Annotated in this window: 12 protein-coding genes; 6 read left to right on the plus strand and 6 right to left on the minus strand. The window is 46.4% G+C overall.

Features of this window, described 5'->3' with window-relative positions; translation table 11 throughout:
- Window positions 1–32: 32 nt before the first annotated feature.
- The 5 genes from cmk to gyrA form a co-directional block, all read right to left on the minus strand.
- Window positions 33–725 carry a (d)CMP kinase gene (cmk, locus tag VBY75_RS03000; protein ID WP_054488516.1) on the minus strand — a complete coding sequence of 231 codons (693 nt, stop codon included), beginning with the start codon at window positions 723–725 and terminating at the stop codon, window positions 33–35.
- A 97-nt stretch (window positions 726–822) separates the two neighbouring features.
- Window positions 823–2,112: a 3-phosphoshikimate 1-carboxyvinyltransferase gene (aroA, locus tag VBY75_RS03005; RefSeq protein ID WP_199495153.1), complete on the minus strand. Its 1,290-nt coding sequence runs from the start codon at window positions 2,110–2,112 to the stop codon at window positions 823–825.
- Window positions 2,105–3,208: a histidinol-phosphate transaminase gene (gene hisC, locus VBY75_RS03010; RefSeq protein WP_416510962.1), complete on the minus strand. Its 1,104-nt coding sequence runs from the start codon at window positions 3,206–3,208 to the stop codon at window positions 2,105–2,107. The genes aroA and hisC overlap by 8 nt, the downstream gene beginning before the upstream one ends.
- Before the next feature lie 31 nt (window positions 3,209–3,239).
- Window positions 3,240–4,325, minus strand: a complete 1,086-nt coding sequence (serC, locus tag VBY75_RS03015; protein ID WP_054487625.1) for a 3-phosphoserine/phosphohydroxythreonine transaminase — start codon at window positions 4,323–4,325, stop codon at window positions 3,240–3,242.
- Window positions 4,322–6,961, minus strand: a complete 2,640-nt coding sequence (gene gyrA / locus VBY75_RS03020) for a DNA gyrase subunit A (RefSeq protein WP_054487623.1) — start codon at window positions 6,959–6,961, stop codon at window positions 4,322–4,324. The genes serC and gyrA overlap by 4 nt, the downstream gene beginning before the upstream one ends.
- Window positions 6,962–7,110: 149 nt before the next feature.
- Between gyrA and ubiG the strand changes: the two genes are divergently transcribed.
- The 6 genes from ubiG to VBY75_RS03050 all read left to right on the plus strand — a co-directional run bounded on the left by ubiG (window position 7,111) and on the right by VBY75_RS03050 (window position 12,913).
- Complete coding sequence (ubiG, locus tag VBY75_RS03025) at window positions 7,111–7,839, plus strand: bifunctional 2-polyprenyl-6-hydroxyphenol methylase/3-demethylubiquinol 3-O-methyltransferase UbiG (protein WP_199495149.1); 729 nt, start codon at window positions 7,111–7,113, stop codon at window positions 7,837–7,839.
- Window positions 7,840–7,842: 3 nt separating this feature from the next.
- Window positions 7,843–8,526 carry an HAD family hydrolase gene (locus VBY75_RS03030; protein WP_224797480.1) on the plus strand — a complete coding sequence of 228 codons (684 nt, stop codon included), beginning with the start codon at window positions 7,843–7,845 and terminating at the stop codon, window positions 8,524–8,526.
- Between the two features lie 271 nt (window positions 8,527–8,797).
- Window positions 8,798–11,128, plus strand: coding sequence for a class 1a ribonucleoside-diphosphate reductase subunit alpha (gene nrdA, locus VBY75_RS03035; protein ID WP_416510966.1), 2,331 nt, complete (start codon window positions 8,798–8,800; stop codon window positions 11,126–11,128).
- Between the two features lie 18 nt (window positions 11,129–11,146).
- Window positions 11,147–12,280 (plus strand): class Ia ribonucleoside-diphosphate reductase subunit beta, encoded by a 1,134-nt coding sequence (nrdB, locus tag VBY75_RS03040; RefSeq protein ID WP_199495148.1) that lies wholly within the window; start codon window positions 11,147–11,149, stop codon window positions 12,278–12,280.
- Between the two features lie 3 nt (window positions 12,281–12,283).
- Window positions 12,284–12,544 (plus strand): class I ribonucleotide reductase maintenance protein YfaE, encoded by a 261-nt coding sequence (gene yfaE / locus VBY75_RS03045; protein ID WP_278354976.1) that lies wholly within the window; start codon window positions 12,284–12,286, stop codon window positions 12,542–12,544.
- A gap of 102 nt (window positions 12,545–12,646) precedes the next feature.
- Entirely contained in the window at window positions 12,647–12,913 is a 267-nt protein-coding gene (locus VBY75_RS03050; protein WP_054487610.1) for a GrxA family glutaredoxin, read from the plus strand.
- A 31-nt stretch (window positions 12,914–12,944) separates the two neighbouring features.
- Here the strand turns inward: VBY75_RS03050 and hrpA are convergent, their stop codons facing one another.
- The gene (gene hrpA / locus VBY75_RS03055) at window positions 12,945–16,862 is read right to left on the minus strand and encodes an ATP-dependent RNA helicase HrpA (RefSeq protein ID WP_416510969.1); all 3,918 of its coding nucleotides are present in this window, start codon (window positions 16,860–16,862) and stop codon (window positions 12,945–12,947) included.
- Between the last annotated feature and the right edge of the window lie 4 nt (window positions 16,863–16,866).

Consider the following 16,866-nt stretch of genomic DNA (forward strand, 5'->3'; position numbering starts at 1 on the left):
TACAACAGACGCCTAATTAAGGTCACATGACCCTAGCTAGCCTTTGAGAGTTTGCTATGAGCAAACATCAATACTTGTTCCAACACGTCGTCTACCGGCGTATCGGTGGAATCCAGATATAACGCATCCTCGGCTGGCTTTAGTGGGGCCACCGAGCGATTCGTATCTCGATCATCTCGTTCTTTTATTTCGTTCACTAATTGATCAATGTTAGCATCAAAACCTTTTTCCTTCAATTGCTCAAAGCGTCGCCTTGCGCGCTCTTCGGCTGAAGCCGTCAAAAAGATTTTGGCATCGGCATCGGTAAACACAACGGTTCCCATATCGCGCCCATCGGCTACTAACCCCGGAAGCTCTTTAAAGCCACGCTGACGGCGAAGAAGCGCTTCTCGCACTCTTGGAAGAGCGGCAATTTTAGAGGCCATATTACCCACCTGTTCAGTTCGGATCGTCATGGTGACGTCCTCACCTTCAAGAATGATATGCGTTAATGAGCGTTCTTCTTCTGCTTCAAACTTCACGTCCAGGTGCGCCGCTAAAGCCACCAGACTTTCTTCATCTTCCGGCGTAAAATCGTGATGCAAAGCCGCTAATGCCAGCACGCGATAAATCGCGCCGCTGTCCAGCAAATGCCAACCTAGCTTCTCTGCCAGTAGTCGGCTTATCGTTCCTTTTCCTGCCCCACTCGGCCCGTCAATCGTAATGACTGGAATATGAGTTGCCATAAAATCCTCTAATTGCTCTGCATTACGCAGCATTTAGCCGCGCAATTATACGCATTTGTAAAAAAATTGCATTAATCAAAGTCAGCAAGTCTATGAGTTAACTGTGACAGAGCCGTGAAAACTCAGAGAAATAGTTGGGATAGGTCTTAGCGCAGCAATCCGGATCATTGATCGTAACGCCGGCAGGTGAAAACGCCGCAAGTGAAAAGCACATTGCCATGCGGTGATCATCATAAGTATCAATACACGCGTGTTGCCAGTTCTTAATCGGTTCTATATAGAGGTAATCTCGCCCTTCTTCTACTAGGGCACCCAGTTTGCGCAATTCTGTTGCCATAGCGTACAGGCGATCGGTTTCTTTAACGCGCCAATTAGCCACATTACGAATGGTTGTAGGTTTATCAGCAAAAAGTGCTAATGGTGCAACCGTCATTGCCGCATCTGGAATATCGTTAAAGTCCTGATCGATGCCTTTGACTATTCCCGTTCCGGTAACTGTTATGCTGTTGTCCTGGTAAGCCACAGAGGCTCCCATTTGCTCTATTACCTCAGCAAAACGTTTATCGCCCTGTATCGAGTTTTTACCGACGCCTATTATCTCAACCGGACCTCGCCCTAATAATGCTGCAGCCATCCAGTAGGAGGCCGCACTGGCATCACCTTCTACCCAGTATTCTCCGGGCGACTGATAAACTTGTTTTCCGGCAATGACATAGCATTGAGGAGACTCCTCTTTTACCGAAATACCAAAGTCCGCCAGCATTTGCAGAGTTAGGTTAATATAAGGTCGGGAAACCACCTCGCCTTTTAGCGTTAAGGTTGAATCACCGGGCAACAGAGGAAGCGCCATAAGTAACGCCGAAATAAACTGACTGGATACTGAGCCATCAATTTCAAACTTGCCCGGGGCTAAACCTTGTGAAATAGCGAGTGGTGGAAAGCCCGACTCGCCCAAGTAATCAATTGACGCTCCCTGCATTTGCAAAGCATCAACTAAGTGTTGAACCGGTCGTTCATGCATTCGGGCATCGCCCTTCAGAACAATAGGTGCCTGCTCTTCTTTTGCCGTCGCTGATAACACGGCAATAAGCGGTCGCATCGCTGTTCCGGCATTTCCTAAATAAAGTTCAGAGGAAGCCTGACGCCAATGACCACCTAAACCTTCAACCTGAGTTGTAAGTTCATCGTCTTTAAAGCTAACACCCAGAGCAAGCAAAGCTTCACGCATACGACTGGTGTCATCACTAACCAGTAAATTGTGTAAGGTAACGGGAGTCTGGCATAAAGCGGCCATAAGCAGTGCCCGGTTAGCAATGCTTTTTGAGCCGGGTAAAGTGACAGTACCGCGACAATGCTGTCGCGGCTCTAAATGAATAGAATTAACCACGCAGCTTTTTCATTGCCTTAATAAAAGCCTGGTTTTCTTCAGGCAGGCCAATGCTGACACGTAAATGATTAGGCAACTCATAGCCGCCAACAGGACGTACAATAACGCCTTCATGCAGAAGTTCGTCATAGAGCTTCTCGGCATCGGGCCCGACTTCTATGGTCAAAAAGTTACCATAAGAAGGAATGTAGTTAAGGCCTAGTTCTTCACAAAACTCAGTTAGCTGCTTCATGCCCTGTGCGTTTAACTCAACCGCTTTTTGCAAATAGGCATGATCATCCAGTACCACTTCCGCCGCTTTAAGTGACAGCGAATTCATGTTGAATGGCTGGCGAATACGGTTAAGCACATCGGCTACGCTCTCATGACTTACGGCATAACCTGCGCGTAAACCGGCTAACCCATAGGCTTTAGAAAAGGTTCGGCTAACCACCAGGTTAGGGTGATTTTTTATCCACTCAACCGATGGCGCCCGCTCTTCTTCTGGCACATACTCGTAATAAGCTTCATCAAGAACCACGATAATATTTTGCGGTATTTTATCCAGAAAACTTTTCAGTGCAGAAGTCGATAAAAATGTACCCGTTGGATTATTGGGGTTAGCAATAAAAATCATCTTGGTTTTATCGGTAACGGCTTTAGCCATACCATCAAGGTCATGGCCATAATCTACCGCAGGAACGGCAACAGGTTTTGCGCCAATAGCCTGAGTAACTAGCGGATACACCACAAACGCATGCTGAGAGAAAATAACTTCGTCTTTATCTGACACAAAGGTACGAGCTAAAATCTCTAAAACATCGTTAGAGCCGTTACCCAGAGTAATTTGTTGCGTATCGACCTCGTTGAGTTCTGCCAGACGACTTTTAAGGTAATAACCGTTAGCATCGGGGTAACGCACTAAATCGGTTAACTCAGCTTCCAGAGCCGTTTTGACCTTTTCACTCAAGCCCAATGGGTTTTCATTTGAAGCCAGCTTAACCACGTGTTGTAAACCTAACTCACGCTGCAATTCGGATGTTGGCTTGCCCGCCTGATACGGACGTAACTGTTTAACTCCAGGATTAACCAGTTCTAATGCGTTGAATTCTGCCATAGCGATTCACTACCTTTTTTATTCTATTTATTTAGCCAAGCTTACGTTCAAAATCAGCCATATAACTTAGCAATGCTTCTACGCCTTCCACCGGCATTGCGTTATAAATACTGGCTCTCATGCCACCAACAAAGCGATGCCCTTTTAACCCTAATAAACCTTCCTTTTTAGCACCCGCTAAAAAGTCGGCATCGAGTTTGTCATCGGCTAACTGGAAAGGCACATTCATGATTGAACGGTAAGCAGGATTAATGTTGTTTCTGTAAAAATCTGAAGCATCAACAAAGTCATAGATAAGCTGAGCTTTACGATGGTTGCGTTCACCCATAGCCGCTAATCCGCCCTGAGCTTTTAACCACTTGAAAACCAACCCTGCCAGATACCAGGCAAAGGTATTGGGCGTGTTGTACATAGACCCGTCTTTCGCCTGGAGTTGGTAATCCATAATAGATGACACTTGTTTCTGCGGTTGACCCAAAAGCTTTTTATTGACGATAGCGATAGCAAAACCTGAAGGGCCTATATTCTTCTGAGCGCCGGCGTATATAACACCAAACTTTGAGACATTCAGAGGTTCAGAAAGGATATTTGACGACATATCAGCCACAATGGGTGCTTTAACGTCAGGGATCTCATGCAGTGCAATACCATCGACGGTTTCATTAGGACAGTAATGAAAATAGGCAGCATTTTCAGACAGTTTCCAGTCTTTTGGCGACTGAATTTCCTTGCCTTTAGCGCCTTCCTGAACTTGCCCTGCAATATTCACTCTGGAAACGAACTTTTCGGCTTCACGGATAGCAAAACCAGACCATATTCCTGTATCCAGGTAATCTACGGTGGCATCCGGTGACGCGATATTCTGTGGAACCGCAGAGAATTGACCACGCCCTCCGCCTTGTAAAAAGAGTACTTCGTAGTCGTCCGGCACATTTAGCAAGTCGCGCAGGTCTTGCTCAGCTTCACGTGCCATATGGACATAAGCAGGGTCACGGTGGGAAATTTCCATCACCGATACACCCTGCCCATTCCAGTTCAATAACTCTTCCTGAGCTTGCTTCAACACCTCGACCGGCAACATTGCCGGTCCGGCAGAAAAGTTAAACAACTGGCTCATGACTCGTCGGAACCCTCGTGATTTTCAGTGTTATCTTCAGCTGCGGTTTCACCTTCTTCAGTAACAACCTCGCCGTCAATTAACACTTCGTCTTCATCAATTTCATCAATGCGCTGCAGGCCAACCACTTTTTCGTCATCAGCTGTACGAATTAAGCGTACGCCCTGAGTGTTACGACCAACGGTTGAGACCTCATTAACACGCGTTCTGACCAGAGTACCTTTATTACTGATAAGCATGATCTCATTGCCATCAATAACTTCCATGGCGCCGACAACGGAACCATTACGCTCGCTGACCTTAATAGAGACAACACCTTTGGTAGCGCGGCTCTTAGCCGGGTATTCACTTAGCGGTGTACGTTTGCCGTAACCGTTTTCAGTCACGGTTAATACATTCGCTTCTTCATCTTCGTATTCACGAGGAACAATCAGTGATACAACACGCTGTCCTTCCTCTAGACGAATACCACGAACACCGGTTGCTGTGCGGCCCATTGAACGCACTTGCTCTTCCGCGAAGCGCACCACTTTGCCAGCGTCAGAGAACAGCATAATTTCGCCGCTACCGTCAGTGATATCAACACCAATCAGTTCATCGTCATCAACCAGGTTCAGTGCAATGATTCCGCCGTTACGAGGACGTGAGTACTCTGGTAATGGCGTTTTCTTAATGGTCCCTTTACGGGTAGCCATAACAACGAACTTATCTTCCGGGTAATCCCGTGTTGGCAGAATAGCGGTAATACGTTCGTCGGCTTCAAGCGGTAACAAGTTGACGATAGGCTTGCCTCGAGAAGCACGACTTGCCAACGGCAACTGGTAAACTTTCATCCAGTAAATACGACCACGGGTTGAGAAGCATAAAATGGTGTCATGCGTGTTCGCTACCCACAGTCTTTCAATAAAGTCTTCGTCTTTCATCTTAGTGGCGGCTTTGCCTTTACCACCACGACGCTGAGCTTCGTACTCAGTCAACGGCTGATACTTCACATAACCTTCGTGAGAAAGCGTCAGAACAACATCTTCTTCGTTGATTAAGTCTTCCATGCTGATGTCATGTGCAGCGGCGGTAATATCGGTTTTACGCTCATCACCAAAGTTACTGCGTATTTCAACCAGCTCTTCACGAATCACTTCCATCAGGCGCTCTGAACTGTTCAGAATATGCAGCAGTTCAGCAATTTGTTCTAACAGGCCTTTGTATTCATCCAGAATTTTTTCGTGCTCTAAACCAGTCAGTTTATGCAGACGTAAATCCAAAATGGCCTGAGCCTGTTCTTCAGTCAGGTGATAGTTGTCACCCCGAATGCCGTATTCTTCAGGCAGATGATCAGGACGCGCGGCATCAACACCGGCGGTTTCCAGCATTGAAGCAACATCACCCAGCTGCCATGCGCGGGCAATTAGCCCGGCTTTAGCTTCAGCTGGCGTGGGTGAACGACGGATAAGCTCAATAATTTCGTCAATATTAGCCAGCGATATCGCCAGACCTTCCAGGATATGAGCACGTTCACGAGCTTTGCGTAATTCGTAGACTGAGCGGCGGGTAACCACTTCACGACGGTGGCGAATGAAGCAATCCAGCATATCGCGCAGGTTAAACAGACGCGGCTGACCTTTATCCAGGGCAACCATATTAATGCCAAACACAACCTGTAACTGGGTATTAGCATACAAATGGTTAAGAACAACTTCGCCAACATCGCCACGACGAATTTCAATGACGATACGCATACCGTCTTTGTCAGACTCGTCACGTAAAGCACTAATACCTTCAACGCGCTTTTCTTTAACCAGTTCAGCTATTTTTTCAATTAAGCGGGCTTTATTCACCTGATACGGAATTTCCGTAACAATGATGGTTTCTTTACCCGTTTTCTCGTCGACTTCCACTTCCGCCTGAGCGCGCAAATGAATACGACCACGACCGGTTTTATAAGCTTCAACGATACCGCTGCGACCTGAAATTGTCGCTGCTGTTGGGAAGTCCGGACCCGGGATGTATTCCATTAACCCTTCAACATCAATATCCGGGTTATCAATCATCGCCAGTGAGCCGTCAATAACTTCCGTCAGGTTATGAGGCGGAATATTAGTTGCCATACCAACAGCAATACCCGAGGAACCGTTAACTAACAGGTTGGGTACGCGGGTTGGCAATACATCAGGAATACGCTCTGTACCGTCGTAGTTATCGACAAAGTTAACGGTCTCTTTGTCCAGGTCGGCTAAAAGCTGATGAGCAATTTTTGCCATGCGAATTTCGGTATAACGCATCGCAGCGGCTGAGTCTCCGTCAACAGAACCAAAGTTCCCCTGACCATCAACCAACATATAACGCAATGAAAAGTCCTGCGCCATACGAACAATCGTGTCATAAACTGCGCTGTCTCCGTGAGGGTGATATTTACCAATCACATCACCGACAACACGCGCTGACTTTTTATAAGGTTTATTAAAGTCGTTGCGCAATTCGTTCATTGCGAACAGGACACGTCTGTGTACTGGCTTCAGGCCGTCACGGACATCAGGTAAAGCACGCCCAACAATGACGCTCATGGCATAATCGAGGTACGAACTTTTCAGTTCGTCTTCAATATTTACCGGTGACACTTCTCTGGCTAGATCGCTCATAGTTTATTCCCTAAATATAGATCCGCATATTCATTGTTATTTTGATCCAATCATTGTACCCATCCCAAACGCGTCTCGCACCCTCTTTTTCTTATTCTTTGCCTGAGGTAGACTAGCCGCGTTATCCATCTCTTAAAGACGCATAATCTATGACCACCAGTCGCTCTAAAACTGAACAAAAAAACGTCGATCCGGAAGAGATCGCAAAATTTTCAGCACTCGCCTCGCGCTGGTGGGACCCGGATGGCGAATTTAAACCTTTGCATAAAATCAACCCGGTCCGGCTGGGCTTTATCGAAAACCATACCGAAGGGCTTTTCGGCAAGAAAGTACTGGATGTCGGTTGTGGCGGTGGATTACTCAGTGAAGCCATGGCGGAACGAGGCGCTGAGGTTACCGGTATTGATTTGGCCGAACAGTCATTAAAGGTGGCACGTTTGCACGCATTAGAAAGTGGCCGCCAAATTGACTATCAATGCATTGCCGTTGAAACGCTGGCCGAACAAAACACCGACAGCTACGACGTAGTGACCTGTCTGGAAATGCTCGAACACGTGCCTGACCCGGCCGCCATAGTACAAGCCTGCGCCAAAGCGGTTAAGCCCGGGGGATTAGTCTTTTTCTCCACTTTGAATCGTAATGTGAAATCCTGGTTATTGGGTATTGTCGCTGCCGAGCATATTTTAGGCTGGGTACCGAAAGGAACTCATCAGCATCAACGTTTTATTCGCCCGTCAGAACTTTTAAGTATGACTGACAAAGCCGCTTTAGAAGATATCGCTATTAATGGCTTAATTTTTCATCCTTTAAAAGGCTTTGTACTTTCAGACAAAGATGTTGATGTAAATTACATTGTCGCTTTGAAAAAGCCGGAGTAATTCATGAGTTCCTCAGATAAAAGTTCTCCGGTAAAAGCTGTCCTGTTTGATTTAGATGGCACCTTACTTGATACCGCACCCGATTTAGGCGCCGCATTAAATGCTGTTTGCGAGCAATACGAGCGCCCTGCTGTCAATGCTGAGGTGTTCACACCAGTTGCGTCCCATGGTTCCAGAGGCTTACTAAAATTGGCCTTTGATGACAATTACACACACATGGAAACAGAGCTGAGACACGCCTTCCTGAGTGCCTATAAGAATAATATCGCGACTCATACCCAACCTTACCCGGGTGTCCTGGAGCTACTGGCGGTATTACAGCGTGAGTCCATTAAAGTCGCGATAGTGACCAACAAGCCTGAACGCCTGACACACCTGTTATTACCGCACTTCCCCGAATTTGAAGCTATTGAAGTTGTGGTGAGCGGCGATACTCTCAGTGTCGCAAAACCATCGCCTGAACCTTTATTCTATGCGGCTGAGAAACTGGGTGTTGAACCAACAGACTGCCTTTACGTGGGTGATGCCGAACGCGATATTGAAGCCGGCCGTAACGCCGGAATGGTCACTGTGCTTGCCGAGTACGGTTATATCAGTAACGAAGACCAACCCCAGCGCTGGCAGGCCGATTATCATATTGAATCTCCGCTGGCATTGCTGGAGTTACTGGCTATCAACAACTCTTGATCTATTAACTTCTTTTAAAAGACAAAAAAATTATATAGAAAACTTTTCAGCGCAAACTCAGGCCAGTTAAAGGCTGGCAAAAAATCAAGATTCTGAATTCAAAATTATTCCGTTTTTACCGTTAAATTCACTTGATCGTATTGCCAGTTAGACCTAGCATACAGTTCATCCCAGACACACTAGATATTGTGTAAATATCGCTCTGTACAACTAATAAACACTATATCTTGTGGCTACAAACCTATAACAAAAAGCTAAGAGTCGGCGCAAAATGAACGAGCAACTTTATGTTACGAAACGCAGCGGCGAACGCGAACCGCTAAACCTCGATAAAATTCACCGAGTGATCATGTGGGCGGCCGAAGGACTGAATAATGTCTCAGCCTCTCAGGTTGAAATTAAATCTCACATTCAGTTTTACGATGGCATTAAAACTGAAGACATTCATGAAACTATCATTAAGGCAGCTGCCGATCTCATTTCGGAAGATGCGCCCGACTATCAGTACATGGCAGCGCGACTGGCTATCTTCCACTTGCGTAAACGAGCTTACGGTAAGTTTGAACCGCCGCGTCTTTATGACCATGTGAAAAAAATGGTGGCCGAGCATCGCTACGATGAACACCTGATGGATGACTACAGCGAAGAAGAGTTTGATCAAATGGACGAGTTCCTTGATCACTGGCGTGACATGAACTTCTCTTATGCTGCGGTTAAACAGCTGGAAAACAAGTATCTGGTTCAAAACCGGGTAACGGGTGACATCTATGAAAGCGCGCAGTTCTTATACATATTAGTCGCCGCTTGTCTGTTTTCGGATTACCCGAAAAGCACTCGTATGGATTACGTTAAACGTTTCTACGATGCAGCTTCTGAATTTAAAATTTCTCTACCGACACCGATTATGTCAGGTGTACGTACGCCGACACGTCAATTCAGCTCCTGTGTTTTAATTGAAGCTGGCGATAGTCTCGATTCTATTAATGCCACCGCCAGTGCTATCGTAAAATACGTATCTCAGCGCGCCGGTATTGGTATTAACGCGGGGCGTATTCGCGCATTAGGCAGCCCTATCCGTAATGGTGAAGCTTTCCACACGGGCTGTATCCCATTCTATAAGTACTTCCAGACAGCCGTTAAAAGCTGCTCGCAAGGTGGTGTTCGTGGTGGCGCGGCTACCTTGTTCTACCCACTTTGGCATCTGGAAGTTGAAAGCTTATTAGTACTGAAAAATAACCGTGGTGTTGAAGAAAACCGGGTTCGTCATCTGGATTATGGTGTTCAGTTTAACCGCACCATGTATCAGCGCCTGATTAAAGACGATTACATTACCTTGTTCAGCCCATCTGACGTTCCGGGGCTTTACGACGCCTTCTTCGAAGATCAGGACGAGTTTGAGCGTTTATACCAGCAGTACGAACAGGATGAAAGCATCCGTAAAAAGCGTATTAAGGCCATTGAGTTGTTTGGTCTGTTTATGCAAGAGCGTGCCAGCACCGGCCGTATCTATGTGCAAAACGTAGACCATTGCAACACGCACAGCCCATTTGACTCTAAAGTTGCGCCTATCCGTCAAAGTAACTTGTGTCTTGAAATTGCATTGCCAACTAAGCCATTAAGTCACGTAAATGACGAAGAAGGTGAAATAGCGCTTTGTACTCTGTCAGCCTTTAACTTAGGTAAAATTGAAAGCCTGAGTGAATTTGAAAACTTAGCAGACTTGGCCGTTCGCGCACTGGACAGCCTGCTGGATTATCAGGAGTACCCTGTTCCGGCAGCTTACAACGCCACCATGAACCGCCGTACTCTGGGTATTGGTGTTATTAACTTTGCTTATTACTTAGCCAAGCACGGTGTTAAATATTCAGACGGCTCTGCAAACGGCCTGGTTCACCAGACCTTTGAAGCTATACAGTATTACCTGATGCAAGCTTCAATGAATCTGGCTAAAGAAAAAGGCGCCTGCCCTAAATTTAATGAGACCACCTACTCTCAGGGCATTATGCCAACCGATACCTATAAGAAAGATCTGGACAAAGTGTGCAACGAACCACTGCATTTAGACTGGGATAAGCTCCGTGCTGACATTAAACAACACGGTATGCGTAATTCAACATTATCCGCTCTAATGCCGTCAGAAACATCGTCGCAGATTTCTAATGCAACTAACGGTATCGAGCCTCCTCGTGGTTTTGTCAGCATTAAGTCGTCAAAAGACGGGGTAACTAAACAGGTTGTCCCTGACTACGAAAACTTGAAAGACAAATACGAGTTGTTATGGCAAATACCGAATAACAAAGGGTATCTTGAGCTGGTTGGTATCATGCAAAAATTTGTGGACCAGACAATTTCTGCAAATACCAATTACGACCCGAACAAGTTTGATGCGGGTAAAGTACCGATGAAACAGCTTCTGCAAGACTTGTTAACCGCTTATAAACTGGGAGTTAAAACGCTCTACTATCACAACACTCGTGATGGTGCTGCTGACAACCAGTCCGACATTGCTGCACGTCAACGTGCCGACAAGCCTCAGGCCCAGAGCGCAGAAGTTATCATCGAAGAAGATGACGATTGTGCCGGTGGTGCTTGTAAAATTTAATAATAAGGATTTTAGCGAATGTCGTACTCAACGTTTAACCAAGAGCAGAATAACCCGTTAACGGAGCCTATGTTTTTAGGCAACTCCGTTAACGTTGCTCGCTATGATCAACAAAAACACAGTATTTTCGAAAAGCTTATCGAAAAACAAATCAGCTTTTTCTGGCGCCCTGAAGAAATCGATGTCAGCCGTGACCGTATCGACTTTAATAAACTGACTGCCAGCGAAAAGCATGTGTTTATTTCTAACTTGAAGTATCAGACACTTCTGGATTCGATTCAGGGTCGTTCGCCGAATATCGCGCTACTACCTATCGTATCCCTTCCTGAGTTAGAAACCTGGATCGAAACCTGGTCATTCTTTGAGACCATTCACTCGCGGTCATACACGCACATACTGCGTAACTTGTTTAGTGACCCCAGCGAAGTCTTTGAAGATATTGTCATTAACGAGCAAATTAAAATTCGCGCTAATGACATTTCAAAGTACTACGACGATCTTATTTTTTACACTCAGCTGCTACAAACCCACGGCGAAGGCGATATTGTCGTTGACGGTAAGACCTATACGGTCACTCAGCGCGAAATAAAGAAAAAGCTGTTTTTGTGCATTAACTCGGTTAACGCTCTGGAAGCTATTCGTTTTTACGTTAGCTTTGCCTGCACCTTTGCTTTTGCAGAACGTGAATTAATGGAAGGTAACGCAAAAATCATCAAACTGATTGCTCGCGATGAAAACGTTCACCTTACATCAACACAGCACATTCTTAATTTGTGGCAGTACGGCGAAGACGACCCGGAAATGAAAGAAATTGCCGAAGAGCTTCGCGATGATGCCTACGAGATTTTCATGACAGCTGTTAAACAGGAAAAACAGTGGGCGCACTACTTGTTTAAAGACGGTTCAATGATAGGTCTGAACGAAAGCATGCTGTGCCAATATGTCGAGTACATTGCCAACTTGCGTATGCAGGCCATAGGCTTTGATGCTCCATTTGAAAATCAGCGTTCTAACCCACTGCCCTGGATGAACAAGTATCTGGTATCGGACAACGTTCAGGTAGCACCACAAGAGTCTGAAATTACCTCTTACCTTGTTGGTCAAATAGACAGTGAGGTTAATGCCTCCGACCTTGGGGACTTTGATCTCTAAGCTATGGCCAACACCTTTAAAGTCAAAGTCAACGGCGGGCCCGAGCTTGCCGTTGATGCGACTGAAGGCACTTTACTCGAAGCCTTAGAGAAGCATCAGTTAGAAATGCATTACCATTGTCGTAGTGGTTTCTGTGGTGCCTGCAGAAGTACGTTAAAGTCTGGTAAGGTTCGCTACACAACCGAGCCGCTCGCCTATGTCAGAAAAGGCGATATTCTGCCCTGTTGTTGCGTTCCTGAATCAGATTTAGATATTGAGCACTAGCCTTATTCATTAAATCGATTGTGCCCATCGTACAGAAGAATTGTTAACCAGCACTAAAATCTGGATAATGGCCGCAATCTATTTTTGCGAGAGAGGTATTTCATGTTTACAGTAATTTTTGGACGTCCTGGTTGTCCTTTTTGTGTTCGTGCCGTAGAAGTTGCGGACAAATTAAAAGCCGATATGGATGACTTTGATTATCGCTATGTCGATATTCACGCTGAAGGTATCAGCAAGGCTGACCTTGAAAAAACAGTCGGTAAACCTGTCCAGACTGTTCCTCAAATTTTTGTCGACGAACAACACGTTGGCGGCTTCACTGAGTTTGAAGCTTACGCAAAAGAAAACTTAGGGCTTTACACCGCCTAATTTACGCTTACGAATTCATGTCTAGAGGCGGCTATTTAGCCGCCTCTATTGCTTGTTTAACCCGCTTTTCAGACACCGGATACTTGGTTCCCAGGGTTTGCGCAAAGAACGAGACTCTTAACTCTTCAATCATCCAGCGGATCTCGGCAACATCATCGGGAACTACCGAACCTTTATTTTCGTAAGCTTTCACCACCGCTTTATACTGTTCTTCAAGGTTAGCTAAAGTCAGTGTCATTAAGCGATCCTTATTAGGATCAACCGGCAGCTTCTCCAGACGTCGTTGAATAGCTTTGAGATAACGCACTATGTCGCTAAGCCGTTGACTGCCATAAGCGGAAACAAACCCCGCAAACACCAGGTTATCTAACTGGTCCTGAATATCGCCCCGGGACTGGATTTGATCCAGCGGAATTTTTCCTTTCAGTGCTTTTCGAACTTGTTGTGACAACAGCAGGCATTGCTCGACTTCCAATGCGATTTTTTCAACGCGCTCATTCAAGTTTGCGCGTACAACGTCTTTGAGTTGCCCAAAACTTTGTTTATCTCTTAGCTTATTGCCCTGTTCTATCTGCTCCTGGATAAGGCCATCTACCGCTGCGGCGATACAATCCGCGATTAATGCGTCTACCTTGCCCCAGGGGTTAAAATACATGGCTAATTTAGCTTTGTTCGATAAAGACTTCTGCAAGTGCTTAACAGGCGATGGTATCTGTTGCAGCAGCAACTCCCGCACGCCGGTTTTATGATGCTGTTTTGCTTGCTCCGGGTTATCGAATAGCTGCAGTGCAACCTGACCTTTACCTTTGTTTATCAGACCGGGGTAAGCCTTGAGCTCAAAACCTTGCTGGCGCTCGGTAATCACCTCCGGTAAGTCATCAAAATCCCAGCTATCAACCTGTTCACGGCTAATATCATCACCGGCGGTTTTTTCTAAACGCTGCTGCACCTTACCGGATAACTGTTGTTGAAGACTTTGCAGGTCACGTCCCTGGCTAACCAGTTTCTTTCCATCAAAAATTTTAAAATTCATACGTAGGTGAGCCGGTAGAGAGGACTCATCCCAGTTTTCTTCCGGGACCGTCACACCGGTCATGCGACGCAGCTTAGTCGCCATAGCGTCGGTTAAACGCCCTTGCATAGGCTCAACATCAGCCATTATCGCGCCAGCAAAGTTTGGTGCCGGCACAAAATTTCGGCGCAGGGCTTTTGGCAACGATTTAATTAAGTGGGCAATACGCTCTTCCCGTAATGCCGGAATGTGCCAGTCAAAGCCCTCAAGCTTCACCTGATTCAGAATACCCAGCTGGATATTCACACTGACACCGTCGTCTTCCGCATTGGGTTCAAAATGGTAACTCAAGGGTAAGCGTAAGTTGCCTTGTCGCCAAAACTCCGGATATTCGTTTTCAGTAATGTGCTCGGTTTCGCCGGCAATTAAATCATCTCGTTCAAAGAACAGTAATTTGGGCTCTTTCTTAGCTGCTTTGTGCCACCAGCCGGCCAATAGCTTTTCGTTATAAATCCCTTCGGGTATGGCACGGTCGTAAGCCTCAAATAAAACCTCTTCATCCACCAGAATATCCCGACGCCGAGACTTCGCTTCCAGAGCTTGAATATCGCTAATTAATTTCAAGTTATGTTGAATAAAAGGCAACTTGCGCGTTAGCTGGGAGTTAACTAAAGCTTCCCGGATAAAAATCTCCCGAGCTTTAACCGGTTCAACCGGCCCATATTGAACGCGTCGTCTGGGCACCAGGATAAGACCCAGCAAAGTTACTTGCTCATCAGCAATAACACTGCCTTTTTTCTTTTCAAAATGAGGTTCCAGGTACTGTTTTTTGACTAAATGAGAAGCCGCTTCCTCAACCCATAAAGGATCAATATCGGCGTTAATTCGTGCGTACAATTTAGACGTTTCCGCCAGCTCTGCAGTAACAACCCATTTTGGTGGCTTACCAAATAACCCTGAACCAGGGAAAATATGAAACCGGCTTTGTCGGGTTCCCTGATATTCATGTCGATCTTCTTTAAAGCCTACCTGCGACAATAAGCCAGCAATTAAAGCCCGATGCACTTGCTCATAGGTAGCGGCTTCATCGTTAATGGATAAACCCATCTCCCGAACCGTTTGCCGGCTTTGTGTATAAATGTCCTGCCACTCGCGCAGCCGCATAAAATGAATAAATTCACGGCCCATCTGTTTACGGAATTGGTTACCTGACAGCGCTTTTTGCTGTTCTTTTATATAATTCCATAAGTTTAAAAAGGCCATAAAGTCGGAGCTTTTATCACGAAAGCGCTGGTGCCATTCATCCGCTTTTTGCTGTGCGTCGTGGGGACGCTCACGCGGGTCCTGAATACTCAGCGCGGCGGTAATTACGAGCATTTCTCTCACACAGCCATATTGCTGCCCCGCCAGCACCATTCTGGCTAATCTTGGGTCCAGAGGCAGTCGTGACAATTGTCGGCCCGTATCAGTTAACTGTGGACGCTCAGCTTTGCGCCCAGGCTCAATTGCGTGCAGCTCCTCCAGCAGGTTCAGACCATCTTTAACAAAGCGTTCATCCGGCTTCTGTACAAAAGGAAACTGGCGAATATCACCTAACCGTAACGCCGACATTTGCAAGATAACGGCTGCTAAGTTAGTACGAAGGATCTCGGGGTCGGTGTACTCCGGGCGCTGCAAAAAGTCATCTTCGCTATAGAGGCGAATGCAAATACCCGGGCCAATACGCCCACAACGCCCTTTACGCTGGTTAGCACTGGCTTGAGAAATAGGTTCAATAGGTAAACGCTGTACTTTAGTGCGGTAACTGTAACGGCTCATGCGCACGGTGCCCGGATCAATAACAAAGCGTATACCCGGAACCGTTAATGAGGTTTCTGCTACGTTTGTGGCGATAACCACTCGGCGTTGACTGTGCGCCTGAAACACCCGATTCTGCTCATGCGATGACAAACGCGCATACAGAGGAAGAACCTCTGTACTTCGCAACTTCAAATCGCCAATAGCTTCCGCATAGTCGCGTATTTCCCGTTCGCCACTGGCAAAAATAAGAATGTCACCTTCACTTTCGCGCTGCAGCTCTTCAACCGCGTCACAAACGCCCTGAAGTACGTCTGCATCAGCTGCTTTCCCGTCTTCTCTTGGCGGTCGATACCGAACCTCCACGGGGTAAGTTCGCCCGGTTACCGTCAACACAGGCGCATCATGAAAGTGCTTTGAAAAACGCTCAGTTTCAATGGTTGCTGAGGTAATAACCAGTTTAAGATCGCGTCGCTTAGGCAATAACGTATGCAGAACACCTAACAAAAAGTCGATATTAAGGCTCCGTTCATGAGCCTCATCGATAATAATGGCATCGTATTGTAGTAGCAGAGGATCTTGCTGCAATTCAGACAACAACATGCCATCGGTCATCAGCTTAATTGCCGTGGTTGGTGCCGTTTCATCCTGAAACCGTATTTTGTAGCCAACCTGAGTTTTATTGTGGTCCTGCAGTTCTTCACCAATACGGGCGGCTACACTGCGTGCGGCTAAGCGCCGGGGTTGCGTGTGACCTATAGTCCCTTTACGGCCATAGCCCAGTTCCAGCAACATTTTCGGTAACTGGGTGGTTTTACCCGACCCGGTTTCGCCGGCAATAACCACCACCTGATTCTGTTCAATGGCCGACTTAATGTCATTACGCTGCTGAGCAACCGGTAATTCGTCTGGGTAACTAATATGAAACTTTTGTTGTTGCCGCTCCAGATACTCCAGCTCGGCAGTTTCAATGTCGGCAGCTATCCGCTCCAGCACCTGTTGCTGTCGTTGCTCGTTTTTAATTTTGCTCAGACCACGCAAACGGCCGCGCAATAGCGCGGCCTGACGTGTTGTACATTGCTCTAATTGTGTCTGAAACTTCTCAACAAAAGGGTTACTGTGCGATTTTTGACGACTCATAGAC

The sequence above is a fragment of the Idiomarina sp. HB genome (assembly GCF_048059115.1).
Classification (GTDB): Bacteria; Pseudomonadota; Gammaproteobacteria; order Enterobacterales; family Alteromonadaceae; genus Idiomarina; species Idiomarina abyssalis.

What these genes read in the sequence shown, in the direction of transcription:
- cmk (WP_054488516.1), bottom strand. Translation starts at nt 725, where the DNA reads ATGGCAACTCATATTCCAGTCATTACGATTGACGGGCCGAGTGGGGCA.
- hisC (WP_416510962.1), bottom strand. Translation starts at nt 3,208, where the DNA reads ATGGCAGAATTCAACGCATTAGAACTGGTTAATCCTGGAGTTAAACAG.
- serC (WP_054487625.1), bottom strand. Translation starts at nt 4,325, where the DNA reads ATGAGCCAGTTGTTTAACTTTTCTGCCGGACCGGCAATGTTGCCGGTC.
- gyrA (WP_054487623.1), bottom strand. Translation starts at nt 6,961, where the DNA reads ATGAGCGATCTAGCCAGAGAAGTGTCACCGGTAAATATTGAAGACGAA.
- ubiG (WP_199495149.1), top strand. Translation starts at nt 7,111, where the DNA reads ATGACCACCAGTCGCTCTAAAACTGAACAAAAAAACGTCGATCCGGAA.
- VBY75_RS03030 (WP_224797480.1), top strand. Translation starts at nt 7,843, where the DNA reads ATGAGTTCCTCAGATAAAAGTTCTCCGGTAAAAGCTGTCCTGTTTGAT.
- nrdA (WP_416510966.1), top strand. Translation starts at nt 8,798, where the DNA reads ATGAACGAGCAACTTTATGTTACGAAACGCAGCGGCGAACGCGAACCG.
- nrdB (WP_199495148.1), top strand. Translation starts at nt 11,147, where the DNA reads ATGTCGTACTCAACGTTTAACCAAGAGCAGAATAACCCGTTAACGGAG.
- yfaE (WP_278354976.1), top strand. Translation starts at nt 12,284, where the DNA reads ATGGCCAACACCTTTAAAGTCAAAGTCAACGGCGGGCCCGAGCTTGCC.
- VBY75_RS03050 (WP_054487610.1), top strand. Translation starts at nt 12,647, where the DNA reads ATGTTTACAGTAATTTTTGGACGTCCTGGTTGTCCTTTTTGTGTTCGT.
- hrpA (WP_416510969.1), bottom strand. Translation starts at nt 16,862, where the DNA reads ATGAGTCGTCAAAAATCGCACAGTAACCCTTTTGTTGAGAAGTTTCAG.